The 16,904-nt window shown below is 65.8% G+C and carries 16 protein-coding genes and 1 pseudogene; 10 read left to right on the plus strand and 7 right to left on the minus strand.

Translation table 11 applies throughout. The features are described 5' to 3' along the window. Positions 1 to 713: 713 nt before the first annotated feature. A complete protein-coding gene (gene poxR, locus AC1DS3_RS03985; RefSeq protein WP_477126736.1) occupies positions 714 to 2,477 on the minus strand; it encodes a phenol degradation transcriptional regulator PoxR in 1,764 nt (587 codons plus the stop codon). A 174-nt stretch (positions 2,478 to 2,651) separates the two neighbouring features. Between poxR and AC1DS3_RS03990 the strand changes: the two genes are divergently transcribed. From AC1DS3_RS03990 to AC1DS3_RS04000, 3 genes are all read left to right on the plus strand, one after another. Then, positions 2,652 to 3,617 carry a patatin-like phospholipase family protein gene (locus AC1DS3_RS03990; protein ID WP_477109368.1) on the plus strand — a complete coding sequence of 322 codons (966 nt, stop codon included), beginning with the start codon at positions 2,652 to 2,654 and terminating at the stop codon, positions 3,615 to 3,617. Positions 3,618 to 3,698: 81 nt separating this feature from the next. Further along, on the plus strand, positions 3,699 to 4,916 hold the full coding sequence (locus AC1DS3_RS03995) for a CaiB/BaiF CoA transferase family protein (protein ID WP_441640059.1): 1,218 nt from the start codon (positions 3,699 to 3,701) through the stop codon (positions 4,914 to 4,916). Between the two features lie 121 nt (positions 4,917 to 5,037). Next, positions 5,038 to 5,322: a hypothetical protein gene (locus AC1DS3_RS04000; RefSeq protein WP_441640060.1), complete on the plus strand. Its 285-nt coding sequence runs from the start codon at positions 5,038 to 5,040 to the stop codon at positions 5,320 to 5,322. 112 nt (positions 5,323 to 5,434) lie between these two features. On the opposite strand, the gene AC1DS3_RS04005 is transcribed toward AC1DS3_RS04000, so the two are convergent. Next, positions 5,435 to 6,088 (minus strand): peroxiredoxin, encoded by a 654-nt coding sequence (locus tag AC1DS3_RS04005; RefSeq protein WP_441640061.1) that lies wholly within the window; start codon positions 6,086 to 6,088, stop codon positions 5,435 to 5,437. A 271-nt stretch (positions 6,089 to 6,359) separates the two neighbouring features. Then, positions 6,360 to 7,674 (minus strand): annotated as a pseudogene (locus AC1DS3_RS04010) (aminotransferase-like domain-containing protein). A gap of 111 nt (positions 7,675 to 7,785) precedes the next feature. On the opposite strand from AC1DS3_RS04010, the gene AC1DS3_RS04015 reads away from it, so the two are divergent. From AC1DS3_RS04015 to AC1DS3_RS04025, 3 genes are all read left to right on the plus strand, one after another. Then, entirely contained in the window at positions 7,786 to 9,084 is a 1,299-nt protein-coding gene (locus AC1DS3_RS04015; protein ID WP_441640063.1) for a hydroxymethylglutaryl-CoA reductase, degradative, read from the plus strand. Between the two features lie 134 nt (positions 9,085 to 9,218). After that, on the plus strand, positions 9,219 to 9,728 hold the full coding sequence (locus AC1DS3_RS04020) for a hypothetical protein (RefSeq protein ID WP_441640064.1): 510 nt from the start codon (positions 9,219 to 9,221) through the stop codon (positions 9,726 to 9,728). Between the two features lie 39 nt (positions 9,729 to 9,767). Then, a complete protein-coding gene (locus tag AC1DS3_RS04025) occupies positions 9,768 to 11,156 on the plus strand; it encodes a tripartite tricarboxylate transporter permease (protein ID WP_477109370.1) in 1,389 nt (462 codons plus the stop codon). Here the strand turns inward: AC1DS3_RS04025 and AC1DS3_RS04030 are convergent. Beyond that, the gene (locus AC1DS3_RS04030) at positions 11,140 to 11,271 is read right to left on the minus strand and encodes a hypothetical protein (RefSeq protein ID WP_441640066.1); all 132 of its coding nucleotides are present in this window, start codon (positions 11,269 to 11,271) and stop codon (positions 11,140 to 11,142) included. The two genes, AC1DS3_RS04025 and AC1DS3_RS04030, sit on opposite strands and share 17 nt — an antisense overlap. Positions 11,272 to 11,726: 455 nt before the next feature. Here AC1DS3_RS04030 and AC1DS3_RS04035 point away from each other — a divergent pair, with 455 nt between their 5' ends. From AC1DS3_RS04035 to AC1DS3_RS04045, 3 genes are read left to right on the plus strand one after another with little or no spacing between them, the layout of a single operon-like run. Next, positions 11,727 to 12,596, plus strand: a complete 870-nt coding sequence (locus tag AC1DS3_RS04035) for a DUF2167 domain-containing protein (protein ID WP_441640067.1) — start codon at positions 11,727 to 11,729, stop codon at positions 12,594 to 12,596. Between the two features lie 37 nt (positions 12,597 to 12,633). After that, a complete protein-coding gene (locus tag AC1DS3_RS04040) occupies positions 12,634 to 13,368 on the plus strand; it encodes a site-2 protease family protein (protein ID WP_441640068.1) in 735 nt (244 codons plus the stop codon). 35 nt (positions 13,369 to 13,403) lie between these two features. Continuing rightward, positions 13,404 to 14,546: a tetratricopeptide repeat protein gene (locus AC1DS3_RS04045; RefSeq protein ID WP_477126737.1), complete on the plus strand. Its 1,143-nt coding sequence runs from the start codon at positions 13,404 to 13,406 to the stop codon at positions 14,544 to 14,546. 69 nt (positions 14,547 to 14,615) lie between these two features. Here AC1DS3_RS04045 and AC1DS3_RS04050 read toward each other — a convergent pair whose 3' ends face one another. The 3 genes from AC1DS3_RS04050 to AC1DS3_RS04060 form a co-directional block, all read right to left on the minus strand. Further along, positions 14,616 to 15,110: a hypothetical protein gene (locus AC1DS3_RS04050; RefSeq protein ID WP_441640070.1), complete on the minus strand. Its 495-nt coding sequence runs from the start codon at positions 15,108 to 15,110 to the stop codon at positions 14,616 to 14,618. A gap of 93 nt (positions 15,111 to 15,203) precedes the next feature. Further along, complete coding sequence (locus AC1DS3_RS04055) at positions 15,204 to 15,452, minus strand: GlsB/YeaQ/YmgE family stress response membrane protein (RefSeq protein ID WP_017230370.1); 249 nt, start codon at positions 15,450 to 15,452, stop codon at positions 15,204 to 15,206. 60 nt (positions 15,453 to 15,512) lie between these two features. Beyond that, positions 15,513 to 15,695 (minus strand): hypothetical protein, encoded by a 183-nt coding sequence (locus AC1DS3_RS04060; protein WP_441640071.1) that lies wholly within the window; start codon positions 15,693 to 15,695, stop codon positions 15,513 to 15,515. 246 nt (positions 15,696 to 15,941) lie between these two features. On the opposite strand from AC1DS3_RS04060, the gene AC1DS3_RS04065 reads away from it, so the two are divergent. After that, positions 15,942 to 16,850, plus strand: a complete 909-nt coding sequence (locus AC1DS3_RS04065; protein ID WP_441640072.1) for a DMT family transporter — start codon at positions 15,942 to 15,944, stop codon at positions 16,848 to 16,850. Positions 16,851 to 16,904 lie beyond the last annotated feature (54 nt).

The following is a 16,904-nucleotide window of genomic DNA, read 5'->3' on the forward strand; positions in this document are numbered from 1 at the left end:
GGATGGTGGGTGGCGCTGATTGTTTGAACGGTGTTGGCGTTTGCACCCAAGGTGGCCGTACGACGTTGCTCTGCTGGGTTGGTCGCTGTTTCTTTGTACGGCGTTGGTTTTTGCACCCAAGTGCCATACGACATCCCCCTGCGGGGGCTGCCGGTCACTCTTCTTTGCGTCGGCAAAGAAGACTAACGAGAAGAAAGCCGACCCTGCCGGGCGCAGAGCAATAAGGCTATTTGGGCCTCGGTGGTTGCGTCGTACGGCCCCGAGTGTTGGCTGGCATCTGCCGGTACCGGCTTGAAGGGCCACGAACCTGCCAGCTTCCGGGATGCGTGGTGAGCCCCCCGGTAGCGGACATCACTTGCTTCAAGCCGTCTGTCGCTCGTGGCGTGGCCGGCCACGAAGTTGCAAGCGCACCGGTTCCGTCGTGGGCGCGGTGGCACCGGGTTGACTTGCCCGAGACCTTGACCACCGCGCCCGCCCCACCACGAAACCATTGGCAGGCGATGTGTCGTGGTGCTTCGCGCCGGTAACGGCAGATTGGCGAAAGGGCAAGGATACCGCTACCGGGGGCCGCACTACGAATCCCGGAAACCGGCAGCGTCGTGGCCCTTCAAGCCGGTACCGGCAGATGCCAGCAGAACTGTGGCCGTACGAAGAAACCAGTATCCCTAGCACCCGCGATTGCTCTGCACCCGGCAGGGTCGGCTTTCTTCTCGTTAGTCTTCTTTGCCGACGCAAAGAAGAGTGACCGGCAGCCCCCGCAGGGGGATGTCGTATGGCTCTTGGGTCCAAAAACCAACGCCGTACAAAGAAACAACGACCAACCCAGTAGGGGTATGTCGTATGGCCCTTGGGTCCAAAAACCAACGCCGTACAAAGACCGCCTCCATCAGCACCGTCTCCACATCGCCCAGGGCAAGTTGCTGCTCAGCCATATGATCGAGCAAGCCATGCACCGCAGCCTCCCGCAGTTCGGGCAAGGTGCCCTTGACGCCAAGGCGCGGCGCGGTGTCCATGGCGGGCGGCGCGCTAGTCGGCAGGAACAGGTGGTCCGCGGAGATCTGGCCGCCGTTGCTGGCCAGGATCACGCCGCGCTCGATCACGTTCTCCAGTTCACGCACATTGCCCGGCCAGTCATAGCGGCGCAGCTCGGCCAGCGCGCGGTCGGTGATGCCGACGATCTTCTTGCCGTGGCGCGCGCCGTAGCGGGCCACGAAGCGTTCGACCAGCAGGCGGATATCGTCGAGCCGCTCGCGCAGCGGCGGAATGGTGACGGGATAGACGTTGAGCCGGTAATACAAGTCCTTGCGGAAGGTACCCTGCTTCACGGCCTCGGCCAGGTCCACGTTGGTGGCGGCCACCAGCCGCACGTCCACCTTGCGCGGCTCGGCGCCGCCCACGCGCTCTACCTCGCCCTCCTGCAGCACGCGCAGCAGCTTGGACTGCGCCGACGCCGACAGCTCGCCCAGCTCATCCAGGAACAGGGTGCCGCCGTGCGCCCGCTCGAAGCGGCCCGGGCGCGACTGGTGCGCGCCCGTGAAGGCGCCCTTGTCCACGCCGAACAGCTCGGCCTCGATCAGCTCATCGGGAATCGCGGCGCAATTGACCGCGATGAAGGGCTTGTCGGCCCGGGCGCTCACGCCGTGCAACGCTTGCGCAAAGCGCTCCTTGCCAACACCGGTCTCGCCCAGCAGCAGCACCGTGACACTGCTCCCGGCGGCGCGCTGCAGCAGGCCCCAGGCAGCGCGGAACTCGGGCGAGCAGCCCACCAGGTCGGCTGGCTTGTCGGTGCTGCGCTGCAGGGCGCGCAGGTGCTCGACCTCGCTTTGCAATTCCAGGATGGTCTCGATCACCGGGTCGGGCTGGTAAAGCGCTAGCACTTCGGCGCCGTCCTCCCACGCCTCCAGCGGCTTGCCGACGATGCGGCAGTGATCAGAGCCGCAGGCAATGCACTCGACCTCGCGGTAGAGGATGGTGCGGCCCATCAGGGCCGAGGTGTAGCCGGTGGCGTAGCCGATCTGCATCCAGCAGGCAGGCGCGTCGACGATGCCGAACAGCTGCCGGTGCACGTCGCCTTCGAAGGAGTCTTCCCACAGGAATTCGCCATCGTAGATGCCTGCCGCGATGTCGATGTCCACCTTGACCGGCGTCACCCGCACCACGCCTTCGATGGTGTGCAGGCAGGGCCCGATCTCGAGCAGGCCAAAGTCGCTGTCGCCCGGGCGCAGCTTCTTGGCCAGCTCCGCGTCGCGCATGCCGGAATGAAAGCCCATGCGCATGAACAAGCCGCGCGCGCGCTCCATGCCTAGGGTATCCACCAATTCCTTGCGCAAGGCGCCCAGCGCCGCGGTATGAATCAGGATCATGCGCTGCTCGTCCAGCCAGATGGAGCCCTCCTCCATGGCAAAGCGCAGGCGCCGCGCGAGATGGGCCAGGCCATCGCGCATGGTGGCCGAAAACTTGTCGGTTGAACTGCTCATTGTCTCCTCTCTTGGCGGCCAGGACACCCTCGGCGCGCGTGCTTTTCCTAGCACTGCATGCACATTATGTGCCATCCGCGCCCGCTGGCCCCACGCGCGCCTGTCATGCCGGCGCAATGTCGCCTATCCTTTCCTTGACAGCGATCTCCGCTTTAATGCACTGCACCAGAGCCCATGGAAAAAACCGCATTTGTCTTTGCAGGCGGCGGCAGCCTCGGCGCCATCGAGGCCGGCATGCTGCGCGAGCTGGTGGCGTGGGGCGTCAAGCCTGATCTGGTGATCGGCGCCTCGGCCGGCGCCATCAACGGCGCCTATTACGCCTGCAACCCGCATGTGGCCGGCACCAACCAGCTCGAGACGCTCTGGCGCGGCTTGCGCCGGGCCGAGGTGATGCCGTGGTCGTGGCGCAGCCTGTTCGGCATGCTGCGCGGGCAGCGCGCCCACCTCGTTGACTCCGCCGCCCTGCAGCGCCTGCTGTCGCGCCACTTTGGCGATATGGCGATGGAGCGCGCCGAGCTGCCGCTGTACGTGGTGGCCACCGACATGGCCACCGGCGCGGAGGTGGTGCTGTCCTCCGGCAGCCTGGTCCAGTCGGTGCTGGCAAGCGCCGCCATCCCCGGCGTGTTTCCGCCGGTGTCGCTGGGCGGGCGGCAACTGATCGATGGCGGCGTGGCCAACAACACGCCGGTGTCCACCGCCATCCGCCTGGGCGCCACGCGCGTGGTAGTGCTGCCGGCAGGTTTTGCCTGCGCGCGGCGGCGCGAGCCGCGCGGCCCCATCGACCATGCCTTCAACGCGCTGTCGCTGCTGGTGGCGCGCCAGCTGGTGCAGGACCTGGAGCGCTGGGCCGATCACGCGCATATCTCGGTCGTCCCGCCACTGTGCCCGCTCGACGTCTCCCCCTACGACTACACCCAGTGCGGCACGCTGATCGACCGCGCCGCCGCGGCCACGCGGGCCTGGCTCAACGCCGACGGGCTCAACAGCCGGCACATCCCCGGCGCGCTGTCGCCGCATTCGCATGACGAAGCCAATCCGAGCTGCGACTTCGATCCGCACCAGGCGCACCCGGCACAAGGGTCCGCCGACCATACGCATCAACCCCACGCTGGCCACACGCACGCTTGCGCCCCGCAGTAAGCCGGCTTTGGCATTGGCGAATTGCGTGGCCGGCCGATCCGGCAAATGATGCGGGATCTCAATCCTCCAGGTGGCAAGCACATGAGCGCAATTCTCGACGGCATCAAGGTACTCGACCTGACGCGGGTGGTAGCCGGCCCATGGGCCACGCAGAACCTGGCCGACATGGGTGCCACCGTCTACAAGATCGAGAAGCCCGGCGACGGTGACGACACCCGCAAGATGGGCCCGTTCCTGACCGATGCGCAGGGCGCGGTCACCAACGACTCCGCCTTCTATCTGGCCTGCAACCGCGGCAAGCAGTCGGTCACGATCGATATCTCCCGGCCCGAGGGCGCCGAGCTGGTACGCCAGCTGGCCGCCCGCTGCGACGTGGTGGTGGAGAACTACAAGGCTGGCAGCCTGAAGAAATACGGCCTCGACTACGAATCCATCCGCGCGGTGCGCCCCGATGTGATCTATTGTTCGGTCACCGGCTTCGGCCCCGATGGCCCCTACGCGGCCCGCCCGGCCTACGACTTCATCCTGCAAGGCATGGCCGGCCTGATGAGCACCTGCGGCCAGCCGGACGGCAGCCCCGGCGGCGAGCCGATGCGCACCGCCATTCCCATCACCGACATCCTCACCGGCCTGTACGCCACCGTCTCCCTGCTGGGCGCGCTCTACCACCGCCAGGCCACAGGCGAAGGCCAGTACATCGACGCCGCCATGCTCGATGCCTCGGTCGCCGTCAATGGCCACCTGGCGCTGGGCTACCAGATGACCGGCAAGCTGCCCCGGCGCGCCGGCAACAGCAACCCCGTGGCCGCGCCCTCCGAAGTCTTTGCCTGCCGCGACGGCCACCTGATCATTGCCTCCGGCAACAACGGCCAGTTCGCCGCGCTGTGCAAGCTGCTCGGCATGCCCGAGCTCGCGGCCGATCCGCGTTACATGCAGAACGCCGACCGGGTTGCCAACCGCGACATGCTGCGCGAGACGATTGCCCAGCGAGTGGCCACCTGGAACGCGGCGGACCTGCTGGCGTCGCTGGAACGCGCCGGCGTGCCAGGCGGCCCGATCAACGAGCTCGACGAAGTGTTCGAGGATGCGCAGGTCAAGCATCGGGGCTTGCTGGTGCAACTGCCGCACGGGCGCGGCGTGGATGCGCCGAGCCTGCGCAGCCCGATGCGGTTCTCGGCCACGCCCGTGGCGATGCGCTGCCCGCCGATGCTGGGCGAGCACACGGATGCGGCCCTGCGGGCGGAACTGGGCTTGAGCGACGGGGATGTCGCGGGCTTGAGGGAGCGGGGAATCCTGTAGTTGGCCGCTCGGCTGGCTGCTCGGCCGGCTGCCTTGCGTGCGGCGCGCAACGCTCGGAATTGACGCGCCCCGGGAACGGGTACATCCTCTGGACATACTCTTCCCATCAGCGGAGCAAGCCATGACCTCAAACGAATTCGCATCGTTCAAGGCACACTTGTCCATGTTGCTGCGCGACCTCCCGGTCGGGACCACGGCGGACCTCGCCGACGTGGCCGTGGCGGCGTACTGGGATGGCACGCGGATCGTCGGCACCTACCTGCGCGACGGCGGGCGGCTGGACGAGGCCTTCGACTTCGACGAAAACGCCTGGGAGAACTGGCACGACGACTTCGTCGGCTGGCTGGCCACGCCGAGTTTCACGCAGCGCGATGAACTGAGGGCTTCACTGGCAGGCGCGCGCTGACGACCGCAGCTTACGACTTCGGCTTACAACCGCGCTGACAACAATGCGCGCCGTCCTCCAGCCGGAGGATCGGCGCCACCATCTCACTGCGAACCCATCCGCCGCCTGCCCCTTACTTCGGCTGCGACACCACCCGCAAATACGGCTTGAGCGTCTTGAAGCCCTGTGGGTATTTCTTCTTGGCGTCGTCGTCGGAGACCGAGGTGGGGATGATCACGTCTTCGCCCGGCTTCCAGTTCACCGGCGTGGCTACCGTGTGCTTTGCATTCAGCTGCAGCGAATCCAGCAGCCGCAGCACTTCGTCAAAATTGCGGCCGGCACTCATCGGATAGACCAGCATCGCCTTGACTTTCTTGTCCGGCCCGATCAGGAACACCGAGCGCACGGTGGCATTGTCCACGGCAGTGCGCGGCCCGCCACTCGCGTTCGGATGGATCATGTCATAGAGCTTTGCGATCGTGAGGTCGACGTCGCCGATCATCGGATAGTTGACGGCGTGGCCCTGCGTTTCCTCGATGTCCTTGACCCACTTCTGGTGGTCCGCCACGGGGTCCACGCTCAGGCCGATGATCTTGGTGTTGCGCCGGTCGAATTCCGGCTTGAGCCGGGCCATATAGCCCAGTTCCGTGGTACAGACCGGGGTGAAGTCCTTCGGATGGGAGAACAGGATGGCCCATTTGTCCCCAATCCATTCGTGGAAACTGATTTTCCCCTCCGTAGTATCGGCAGTAAAATCGGGCGCTTCATCACCGATGCGAATCGACATATTCAACCTCCATGTTGGTGAGTGTGGATGCGAGGCAAGGACCGGCACAGTAGCGGCTGTCGTCCCGACGCGGCCCTGAGCTTCGGCGCGTCTACGTCAGTATAGTGGGCTGTCACGAAGCGCAAAGGTGGATGCGAAAACGCAAACGCTACGTCTCGGTAGCGCATCTCGATAGCGCGCCTTCACGCCCGCAGTACCGTATGGGGCACTTGCAAATGATCGATGAAGGCATCTCCTCTGCCCCCGTCGACGCGGGCGGCCATGCATTGCGCTAACGATCCAGCGCGCCGCGCACAGCTGCCTCGAACCTGGGATCCAGCACCGCGCCCACATTGAAGCGCGACCACGGCGATGTCGCCTCGGAGTCCACGCGAAAGACGCGGCCCGGGGCGATCACGACCTTCTGCGGCAGCAGTTTCTGCGCCAGCACCAGCGAGTCGTCCACGTTCGGCAGCGCGCCCCACAGGTACAAGCTCTGCCCGGTCCGCGCAAAGATGCGCGCATCCAGCCGGTCGAACAGCGCCAGCGCCTTGTCGGTGGCCTCCGCCAGTCGGGAGCGCAGCTTGGTGATGTAGCGCTGGTAGTGCCCCTCGCTCAGGATCACATGCGCCGCAGGCAATGAATCCCACCCGCAACGCGGCGGAGACGGACTTGGAGAAGCTGCCGATGTAGATGGTCCGCTCCAACTGATCCAGCGCCGCGAGCCGGGGCAGCGTGGTGGGCTTGAAATCCGCCAGCGCGTCGTTTTCCACCAGCAGCAGGTCGAACTTCTGCGCCAGCTGCAGCACGCGGTAGGCCTTGGCGGCGGAGAGGTCCGAGCCGGTGGGGTTGTGCGCGACGGACTGGGTGAAGAACAAGCGCGGCCGTTCCTGGATCAGCAGCTGCTCCAGCGCCTCCAGGTCAGGCCCATCGGCAAGGCGCGGCACGCCGACAATCCTGACGCCAGCCAGCTTGAGCTTGCCGAACAGCGGGTAATAGCCGGGATCGTCGACCAGCACCGTCGCGCCGGCCGGCAGGAAATACCGAATCACCAGGTCGATGGCATCGTTGGCGCCGTGCGTCAGCACGATCTGCCGGGGATCGGCGCCGATGCCAAGGTCGCCCAGCTTGCGCACCAGGTGATCGCGCAGAGGCCCGTAGCCGAAGCGGTTGCCGTAGCGAAACAAGGCGCCCAGGCCGGTGCGCACCACCTTGTGGTGGTACTTGTCCAGGCGCGCCTCGGCTAGCCACGCCACCGGCGGAAACCCATCGCCCACCGCCAGCACGTCCGGGCTGCTCTTCAACTGCTCGCGCATCAGCCAGACGATGTCCATCGCGCGCCGCAGCGAGCCGGCATCTTCGTCCCGCGGCGCTTTGGCCGGCCGCTCGAGCACGAAGTAGCCCGCGCCGCGCCGGGGTTCCACCAGCGCGCGCCCCACCAGGATCTCGAACGCGGCGACAACCGTGTTCTTGCTGTACCCGTGCAACTGCGCCAGCTCCCTGAGCGAGGGCAGCTTGTCGCCGGTGCGGTAAGCGCCTTCGACAATCTGCCGCTCGATGGCATCGGCCAGCACGGTGGCAATCGAGGGGGATCTGGGGTTCGTCATCGGCTTGTGCTCCGGAAGGCTGGATCAAACTGTCCTGCCTAACTGTACCTTTTTATGCTGGTACAGTGTACCTAAACTGTCTCCATTCCAAACCCACTCACGGAGACACCGATGGTGACCGATTCCCGCCTGCCCAATTTCCGCGCCATGACGCCGGCCCAGCGCCTGGCCTATGTGGGCGATGCCGCCGCCTTGTCGGCGCAGGACATCCGGCTCCTGGCCGAGCCTGGGGCGCTAGGCGTGGAGCTCGCCAACGGCATGATCGAGAATGTGATCGGCACGTTTGAGCTGCCGTTTGGCGTCGCGGGCAATTTCCAGGTCAATGGCCGGGACGTGCTGGTGCCGATGGTGGTGGAAGAGCCGTCGGTGGTGGCCGCGGCCTCGTTCATGGCCAAGCTGGCGCGCGAATGCGGCGGCTTCGAGGCATCCAGCACAGGCCCGCTGATGCGGGCGCAGGTGCAGGTCCTGGGTGTCACGGACCCTTACGGCGCCCGGCAGGCCTTGCTGAAGCAACGAGCGGCGATCCTGGACGTGGCAAACAGCCGCGACAAGGTGCTGATTGGCCTTGACGGCGGCTGCAAGGACATCGAGGTCCACGTCTTCCCCGATACGCCACGCGGGGCCATGGTTGTGATCCACCTGATCGTGGATGTGCGCGATGCCATGGGCGCCAACACGGTAAACACCATGGCCGAAGCGGTCTCGCCGCTTGTCGAAAACATCACCGGCGGCTCCGTGCGGCTGCGCATCCTCTCCAACCTGGCCGACCTGCGGCTGGCACGTGCCCGCGTGCGGCTCACGCCGGCGGTGCTCGCCACCAAGGAGCGCAGCGGCGCCGAGATCATCGAGGGCGTGATCGACGCGTATACCTTTGCCGCCATCGACCCCTACCGGGCCGCCACGCACAACAAGGGGATCATGAACGGCATCGACCCCGTGATCGTGGCGACCGGCAATGACTGGCGCGCGGTCGAGGCCGGCGCCCATGCCTATGCCTGCCGCGGCGGCCGCTATACGTCGCTGACGCACTGGGAGAAAGACGCCAGCGGCGCCCTGGTCGGCACCATCGAAATGCCGATGCCGGTGGGTCTCGTCGGGGGCGCCACCAAGACGCATCCGCTGGCGCGCCTGGCATTGAAGATCCTCGACGTCAAATCCGCCCAGGAACTCGGCGAGACTGCGGTCGCGGTGGGCCTGGCACAGAATCTTGGCGCGCTGCGGGCGCTGGCTACCGAGGGCATCCAGCGCGGCCACATGGCGCTGCATGCGCGCAACATCGCGCTGGTGGCCGGCGCCACCGGCGACGAGGTCGACAGCATTGCAAAGCGCATGGCCGAGGAGAAAGACGTGCGCACCGACCGGGCGGTGGCATTGCTGGCGGCACTCAGGAGCAGGTGGGCTGGCAAGTAGCTAGGCAGGTAAGCAGGTAAGCAAGAAAACGCGGCACAGCCGCGGCGAAAGACAAGAACCAGAGCTGGCATCGACGCGCGCAAGCACGCAAGCACGCAAGCGCCTGGATGCCAGCCACATCCGGAGACATGTAAATGAACACACAGCAAGCGCCATCGGCGCGGCGTCTCGTCGAGGTTTGGGGCGACACCGCGGATACCCGGCACCTGGCGTGGTCCATCGCCATCGGGGCCGTGGTCAGCCTGACGGGATTCCTGCTCGCCAGCCGCGTGCTCAACGGGCTGGTCAAGACACCGGAGCTGGCGCGTGCCTACGCCATGCTGGCCGGCCTGGCGGGCTGCCTGCTTGCGGGCGTTATCTGCGCCTGCCTGTTCCGGCCTAAACGTGAAGTGATCGAAGGCGAGGCCGCCGATCCGACCTGGCGCGAGGAAGTGCTGGACAAGCTCGCGGAGGAAGCCGGTGGGCTCGGCGCCATCGCAGACCTTCCCGCGTCCGTGGTGCAGGAGCTCAAGGAGCTGCAACTCTTCGCGCTCTTCGCAGCGCGCGAGCGCCGCAATGGCGTGCCGCAGCCGGCAGAGGACGCGGCGCTCTCCACGTCCGTCACGCCCACCGCGCCCGCCAGCCCCCGGTCCAACCTGGCTTGAACGCCTGCCCACGGATATCCAGGATATCGAAGGCTCATCATGATCGAATCTGCACTGCTTACCCACATCCTCATTGCCGCCGGCATGGGGCTGGCCGGCGCCGTCGTCTTTGCGGCGATCGGCCTGATCTCCGGCACCGATGAAACCACCACGCTGGCGCCGCTGACGCTGCTGGTGGTGTTGCTGGGCGTGCCGCCCGAGGGGGTGTTCACGTTCTTCCTCGCCGGCGCCGTCGCCAAGCACATGACCCACGCCATCCCCACCGCGCTGCTCGGCATCCCCGGCGACACGATGGCCACGCCGCTGCTCCAGGATGCCAACCACCTGCGCAACCTGGGCGTGCCGCATATCGCGCTGCGCAAGATGATCTCGGGCGCGCTCATCGCGGCGTTTATCGCCGTGCCGCTGGCGGTGCTCTTCGCCGTCCTGCTCGCGCCGTTCGGCTCGGCGATCACCAAGGCCGCGCCGTGGATCTTCGTGGTGGCCGCCGTGATCATCGCCTACAGCTCCGTCGGCAGGTGGGCTTCGGTGGCCACGCTGGTGCCCTTTGTCGTAGTCATCGTGGCGTTGCAGACGCTGACGGCGAAGTTCGGCGTCAAGCTGAGCATCAGCTACTTCCTGGGCATCGCCATCGGCCCGCTCATTGCGGATCTCTTCTCCTCCATCTCCCCGGTGGATCGCCCGCGCATGCAGCGGGACCGCGTGCGCAAGTTCGCGCTAGCGCCTGACGTCAAAGGCTGGTCGGGGTACTTCCCCAATCCGTTCAAGGTGCTCGATCGCAGCCAGGTGAAATGGACCGTGGCCACCGCCACCGTGTCGAGCGCGACGTTCGTGTTCAGCCCGGTCGCCATGACCGTGGTCCTCGGCGAGATCGTGGGGGCACGGGTCAAGCACGCTTATCACCGCCTCACCACCGTGCTCAGCGCACGCAACGGCATCACGGAAGCCACCTATATTGCCGAGGCCCTGATCCCGCTCATCGCCTTCGGCTTGCCGCTCAGCCCGGTTGCCGCCGGCCCCGCCGCGCCGCTGTTCAATGCGCCGCCCGTCTACACCGTGGATGCCGGCGCCGGCCAGACCCACAACCTGCACAACCTGCTGAACCACTGGGAGTTCCTGGGCTACGGGCTGCTGGCCGTGCTGCTAGCCGCGCTGGTGTCCTACCCGTTTGCCATGAACTACGCGCGCAGCGCCGCCCTGTTCGTGTCGCGCAAGGTCTCTCATGAAGCCATCATCGCCACCTTCGTCGGCCTGATCCTGGTCATCAGCGTCTGGGAGGGCCAGTTCCTTGGCCTGCTGGTGATCCTGACCATGGGCTTGCTGGGCGGGCTGCTTTCCAGGGCGATCGGCTTCAATACCGGCGTGCAGTTCATGGGCTACTACACCGCCGTGCTGACGGTGCCCGCGCTGCTCAAGCTGATTGGCTAGCCCTGAATTCTTCCTTGATGAATGCCTGGAACTGGTCGGGCGTCCCGCCTACCGGATCGATCCCGTACTCGATCAGGCGCGCCTTCACCTCCGGCTGGTGCAGCACCGCATCCATCTCGGCCGGTGGCTTGGCGGCATGAGATTTGGGGGGATGATCCGGGAGGTGTTTTGGTAGTTTTTGGGGTTTTGCGTGGGGCGTCGCTGTTTATTTCGTCGGCGTTGGTTTTTGCACCCAAAAGCCATACGACATCGCTCTGCGGGGTTGGTCGTTGTTTCTTTGTACGGCGTTGGCCTTTGGGTACAAAAGCCAACGCCGTACAAAGAAACAGCGACCAACCCAGCAAACCAATATCCCCTTTCCCTGCCGCAAATAAAAAAAACGCTAAAATCACCAACCCCCGGAATATCGGGCAATTGCACTGCATGCGCGGCCACTGGAAGCCCCCCTTCCCCCGGCCATCATGGGCAGTGCCCCAAAAAAAACAAACAAATAATCAAGCGAAGGGAGAAGTCATTGTGGGAATGATGGGTCATGAGTTGCGTGGCATGCTGGCCAGCCTGGCATGCGGGATGAGCCTCCTTGCTTCCGGCAGCCTGCTGGCGCAAGGCAGCGAGAGCAAGGAAAAGGAGATGGAGGCAGCCTGGCAGGCAGCGCAGTCCAGCGCCCAGGCGGGTCCGGCCACGGTAAAACTGGGGGAACAGGCCACACTGAAGCTGCCGGCCAAGGAAATCTTCATTCCCCAACCGGCCGCCGGCAAGCTCATGCACGCCATGGGCAACCTCACCGACGAGCGGCTGCTCGGCCTGGTGCTGCCCACCGGCGACGACGACTGGATGGTGGTGGCCAAGTACGAGCCCTCGGGCTACATCCGTGACGACGACGCCAAGGACTGGAATGTCGACGATCTCTTCAAATCGCTCAAGGAAGGCACGGAAGCCGCCAACGAGGAGCGGGAGAAGCGCGGCATCCGCGGGCTTGAGATCGTCGGCTGGGTGGAGCGGCCCCACTATGAGGCGGCCAGCCATCGGCTGATCTGGTCGATGTCGGCTCGCGAGAAAGGCCAGCCGGCCGATGCCCCGCAATCCGTCAACTACAACACCTATGCGCTCGGGCGGGAAGGCTACGTCAGCCTGAACCTGATCACCGCGCGCGACCAGGTCGACGCCAACAAACCCGTGGTGCGCACGTTGCTGTCCAACCTCGACTTCTCCGAGGGCAAGGCCTATGCGGATTTCAATTCCAGCACCGACAAGGTGGCGGAATACGGGCTGGCCGCGCTGATCGGCGGGGTGGCGGCGAAGAAGCTGGGCTTGCTGGCCATCCTGGCGGCGTTCTTCGCCAAGTTCGCCAAGGTGATCATGCTGGCAGTGGCGGGCATCGGCTATTCCGCCACCAAGTGGTTCAAGCGCAAGCCGTCCGGTCCCGCAGAGCCGAAGTGAAGGCGCATTCCTCCCTCCCGGCTACGGATTTGCACGAATGACCAAACTGCTGCTCCTGCTCATGGGCGGCCTGAAGATGGGCAAGCTGCTGACCACGGGCGGCACCATGCTGCTGTCGATCGGCGCCTATGCGCTGATCTTCGGCTGGCGCTATGCCGTCGGCTTCGTGCTGCTGATCTTTGTCCACGAGATGGGCCATTTCCTGGCCGCGCGCCGCCGCGGGCTGGCCGTGGGCGCGCCCACCTTCATTCCGTTCGTCGGGGCCTGGGTCGAACTCAAGGACCAGCCGGTCGACGTCGAGACCGAGGCCTATATCGGGCTGGCGGGGCCGGTGGTTGGCACCCTGGGCGCGCTGGCCTGCTATTACATCGGCCGCGGCACCGGCAGCGGCCTGATGCTGGCGCTGGCCTATGCGGGCTTCTTTATCAACCTGTTCAACCTGATCCCGCTCTCGCCGTTCGATGGCGGCCGCGTCACCGCGGTGCTGTCGCCGCGCATCTGGTTCATTGGCGTGCCGGTGCTGGTGGCGATGTTCCTGTGGCGCCCCAGCCCGATCCTGATCCTGGTGGCGCTGCTGGCGGCCCCGCAGTTGCTCAAGGCCTGGCGCTACGATCCGCAGGCCCCGGAGAACCGCGCGTATTACACCATCAGCGCGGAAATGCGCCTGACCTATACGCTGTACTACCTCGGGCTGGTGGCGTTCCTGGCGGTCATGAGCCATGACCTGCACGGCATGCTGGGCAGCCTGCGCGCCAGCGGCATGGGCGCCTGACCGCCCGAATCCAATTCAACCTGAATACCAAGACAATGAGAAGCAAAACGCTTTACCTGAAGGGCGCAGTGCTGTTGGCTGTGGCAACCATTCCCGCCATGACCCAGGCGCGCGACTACCGCCAGCCGGGCACGCTCGGCGAAGGCGCGCAGGTGCACCGGTTCGTGCTGCGCGATCCGGCCACCAACCGGCCCCTGCCCGAGGCCCGTTACCGCTTGTTCCTGCCGGGCCAGCGGATCGCTGGCGTCACGCCGAAGCCGAACGAGCAGGACAGTGTGATCTTTGGCGTCACCGACAAGCAGGGCAATACCGTGTCGGTGCGGCTGCCTAAGCGCTATCCCAAGGGCAAGTTGATCCTCAACCCGATCATCGGCGATGGGGATTTCGGAGAGTCGTTTTTGCTGCGTGGCGAGACCAGCAACCATCCCATGGGCGGCCTGCCCTATGTGCTCGACCTCAAGGACGGTTTCCTGTTCTGCAACAGGACGGATAGCCGCGGCTATACCTACTACGCGCAAAGCCACAAGGCCCAGACGATCAGCCTGGACTATGAGTTTGGCAGTATGGAACCGGCCCAATATGCCTGGTGCAAGCGCCAGTCCGAGACCATCGCCGCCCTGCCCACCAGCGCCGGGCCGGCGGCCGTGTTCCGGCAGATGCTGGCCAGCTACGAGGCCGGCAAGGACGAAATCAGTGCGGATTTCCAGGCACGCGTGCGGCGCAAGCTGATCGACCTGGCGATTGCCGGACGGGACGACAGGCAGCTGGATATCGCGCTTGGCCTGGCACCGCTCGCCAAGGAGAACCTGAACGAGGTTGGCTATTCGCTGGTCGATGCGAACTGGATGGTCGGGCGCGGCATGGCGATGATCGACGAGGCGCTGGCTCACTCGCCCGATGACCCATTTATCCTCGACAGCAAAGGCTGGGCACTGTTCCGCCTGGGCCAGCCGGAGCAGGCGCTCGGCTACATGGAGCAATCGCTGGCCGCCTTTGGCGAGGGCACCGAGAGCAACCTGGGCGCACGCGTGGAAGGCCTGGTGCACAAGGGAGAAGCGCTGTGGCAGCTGAATCGCAAGGACGAGGCGCGCGCCGCGTTTGCGATGGCGACTCACCTGTCGCCCGACGACGAAACGCTGCTGCGCACGCTGGCGCGGCTGGAGGTGGAACTGCCATAGGCACACCGCCCCGCGCTGAGGTCGCGGGGCGCTGCGACAAGGCCTTCAAGCCCATGCCAGCCCGGGCACTCAGCCTTGCTGGTGTTCCTTGAACTTGGCCAGCGCAATGGCCAGCGCGGCGCTCCCGATGGTCTTGACCAGCGTGGGGTGCTGCGCGTAGAAGCCGGCGATCTGGTCGACGATGCCCGGATGGACCTGCTCGGCGTGGGTGGCGATCTCCTGCACCTGCGCCGGGCTCAGCCGGCTGGCCTGCTCGGGCGTGACCTGGGTCGCGCCGGGCTGCAGCAGATTGCCCAGTGCGCCGCCTGCCGCGCCGGACAGCACCGCCGGCCCAAGCGTTGCCAGCAGCTGGTTAAGCATGCCCGCCTGCTGCGCACCGTTGGACTGGCCGAACAACTCCCCTACCATATTGCCGAAGGCCGGCGTCTGATCCGAGTGGAAAGCACCGGCCAGCAACTGGCCAAGCGCGCCCTCCGGGGCGTTCTGCGCGATGTGGTCCACCTGCTGCTCGGGATTGCCGCCAAGGGCGGAGGCTGCGTTCTGCAAAAAATCCATCAGGCTCATGATCGGGTTCCGTGATCTGTGTTGCGGGTGCTGCTGCTTGGTGCTTGGTGCTCGGCTCTTGCTGTTGGCGTATGGCCATCAGCGGCTCGGGGCCTAGCTCTTTTTGCTGATCAGGTGATAGGCCAGCAGCAGGATCACCGCGCCCACCACGGCGCCGATAAAGCCTGCCGACTGCCCCGGGCGATACCAGTGCAGGGCTTGCCCGAGAAAGGTGGCCGCCAACGCGCCGCCAATGCCAAGCGCGGCCGTGAGGAAGAACCCGCTAGGGCCGTTGCCCGGGGTAATGGCGCGCGCGACGAGCCCGGCGACGAAGCCGATAAGTATGGTCCAGATCAGGTGCATGGCGTCAGGAGAAAAGAAAAAGGGGTGCGCCCCCAGCGGAGCGCACCCTGAACCCGCGCATTACTGCGCGGCGGATTTGGCCGGCGTTGCCGCCTTGGTATGCTTGGTGCTGCTGTGTGTCTTGGTCTTGTGCGCGCTCTTTTCGACCTTGGCAGGCGCCTTGGGGGCGTCGGCTGCCGGTGCCTGGGCGAAAGCACCGGCAGCAAAGAGTCCGAGGGTCAGGATGGCGAGTACCTTCTTCATGTCTATCTCCAGGTGAGGCGCGCAACTTGCGCGTTGCCTGTAAAAACGGCCCGGTGGCAGCGCGTGTTGACAGCGGGAACACAGCGCTATGTAACAGTTCGTATCCGGATGATGGGAAGACTAGCGCAACGCATCCGCCAGCAACACGCCAGTCACAATCGTTTGCAATTCACGCCTGCGGCATAATGCCGGCGGAAAACAAGACAAACAAAACAACAAGAATACGAACAGGACGACAACCCTCCGATGACCACTTCCGCCGCCGGCCGCGCCCGGCTCGACTGGGGCACGCTTGGCCTGCTGACCTTCCCGCCGCTGAGCTGGGCCGGCAACGCCATCGTCGGCCACTACGCCGCCGGCGCCATCCCGCCGATCACGCTGAACTTTGCCCGGTGGGCGCTGGCCGGGCTGCTGCTCGCGCCCTATGTCTGGCGGGGCGTGCGCGAGCATGCCGCCACGCTGCGCCAGCATGCCGGGGTGATCGCCGCCATGGGCATGCTCTCCGTCTCGGTGTACAACGCCATGCAGTACCTGGCGCTGACCACGTCGTCGCCGATCAACGTGACGCTGATCGGCGCTTCCGCCCCGATCTTCCTGCTGATCATCGGCGCGCTGTTCTTCCGCGAGCGGGTGCGCGGCTGGCATGTGGTGGGCGCCCTGCTCTGCCTGGCCGGCGTGGGCGTGGTGATGCTGCGCGGGGATCCCGGGCGGCTGGCCCAGCTGGATTTTGTGGCGGGTGATTTGTTCATGCTGGCGGGCACCATCACCTGGAGCGCTTACACCTGGCTGCTGCGCAAGAAGCGCCCGGACTTGCCGCTGGCCGTGCTGCTGTTTGCGCAGATCGTGGCGGGCGTGGCGGCCTGCGTGCCGTTCGTTGCGTGGGAGCTGCTATCGGGGAGCGTGCCGATTCACTGGAACGGCAAGACGCTCGGCATCCTGGTGTATGTGGCCACGATCCCTTCGCTGCTGGCCTACTTTGCCTGGGACCGTGCGATTGCCCGCGCCGGGGCGCAGCTGCCGGTGTTCTTCTTCACGCTCACGCCCGTCTTTGCCGCACTGATGTCTTCCGCGCTGCTGGGCGACTGGCCGCGCTGGTATCACGCGGCCGGGCTGGGCGCCATCGTGGCCGGCATCTGGATCGCCAACCGGCGCTGAGCGCGCCGCCGTACTCCGCCTGAGAGGCTGTTTCAACATGAAGCGAAGCGGTTC

This window comes from Cupriavidus sp. 01L46, from assembly GCF_056399905.1.

What these genes read in the sequence shown, in the direction of transcription:
- poxR (WP_477126736.1), bottom strand. Translation starts at nt 2,477, where the DNA reads ATGAGCAGTTCAACCGACAAGTTTTCGGCCACCATGCGCGATGGCCTG.
- AC1DS3_RS03990 (WP_477109368.1), top strand. Translation starts at nt 2,652, where the DNA reads ATGGAAAAAACCGCATTTGTCTTTGCAGGCGGCGGCAGCCTCGGCGCC.
- AC1DS3_RS03995 (WP_441640059.1), top strand. Translation starts at nt 3,699, where the DNA reads ATGAGCGCAATTCTCGACGGCATCAAGGTACTCGACCTGACGCGGGTG.
- AC1DS3_RS04000 (WP_441640060.1), top strand. Translation starts at nt 5,038, where the DNA reads ATGACCTCAAACGAATTCGCATCGTTCAAGGCACACTTGTCCATGTTG.
- AC1DS3_RS04005 (WP_441640061.1), bottom strand. Translation starts at nt 6,088, where the DNA reads ATGTCGATTCGCATCGGTGATGAAGCGCCCGATTTTACTGCCGATACT.
- AC1DS3_RS04015 (WP_441640063.1), top strand. Translation starts at nt 7,786, where the DNA reads ATGGTGACCGATTCCCGCCTGCCCAATTTCCGCGCCATGACGCCGGCC.
- AC1DS3_RS04020 (WP_441640064.1), top strand. Translation starts at nt 9,219, where the DNA reads ATGAACACACAGCAAGCGCCATCGGCGCGGCGTCTCGTCGAGGTTTGG.
- AC1DS3_RS04025 (WP_477109370.1), top strand. Translation starts at nt 9,768, where the DNA reads ATGATCGAATCTGCACTGCTTACCCACATCCTCATTGCCGCCGGCATG.
- AC1DS3_RS04030 (WP_441640066.1), bottom strand. Translation starts at nt 11,271, where the DNA reads ATGGATGCGGTGCTGCACCAGCCGGAGGTGAAGGCGCGCCTGATCGAG.
- AC1DS3_RS04035 (WP_441640067.1), top strand. Translation starts at nt 11,727, where the DNA reads ATGAGCCTCCTTGCTTCCGGCAGCCTGCTGGCGCAAGGCAGCGAGAGC.
- AC1DS3_RS04040 (WP_441640068.1), top strand. Translation starts at nt 12,634, where the DNA reads ATGACCAAACTGCTGCTCCTGCTCATGGGCGGCCTGAAGATGGGCAAG.
- AC1DS3_RS04045 (WP_477126737.1), top strand. Translation starts at nt 13,404, where the DNA reads ATGAGAAGCAAAACGCTTTACCTGAAGGGCGCAGTGCTGTTGGCTGTG.
- AC1DS3_RS04050 (WP_441640070.1), bottom strand. Translation starts at nt 15,110, where the DNA reads ATGAGCCTGATGGATTTTTTGCAGAACGCAGCCTCCGCCCTTGGCGGC.
- AC1DS3_RS04055 (WP_017230370.1), bottom strand. Translation starts at nt 15,452, where the DNA reads ATGCACCTGATCTGGACCATACTTATCGGCTTCGTCGCCGGGCTCGTC.
- AC1DS3_RS04060 (WP_441640071.1), bottom strand. Translation starts at nt 15,695, where the DNA reads ATGAAGAAGGTACTCGCCATCCTGACCCTCGGACTCTTTGCTGCCGGT.
- AC1DS3_RS04065 (WP_441640072.1), top strand. Translation starts at nt 15,942, where the DNA reads ATGACCACTTCCGCCGCCGGCCGCGCCCGGCTCGACTGGGGCACGCTT.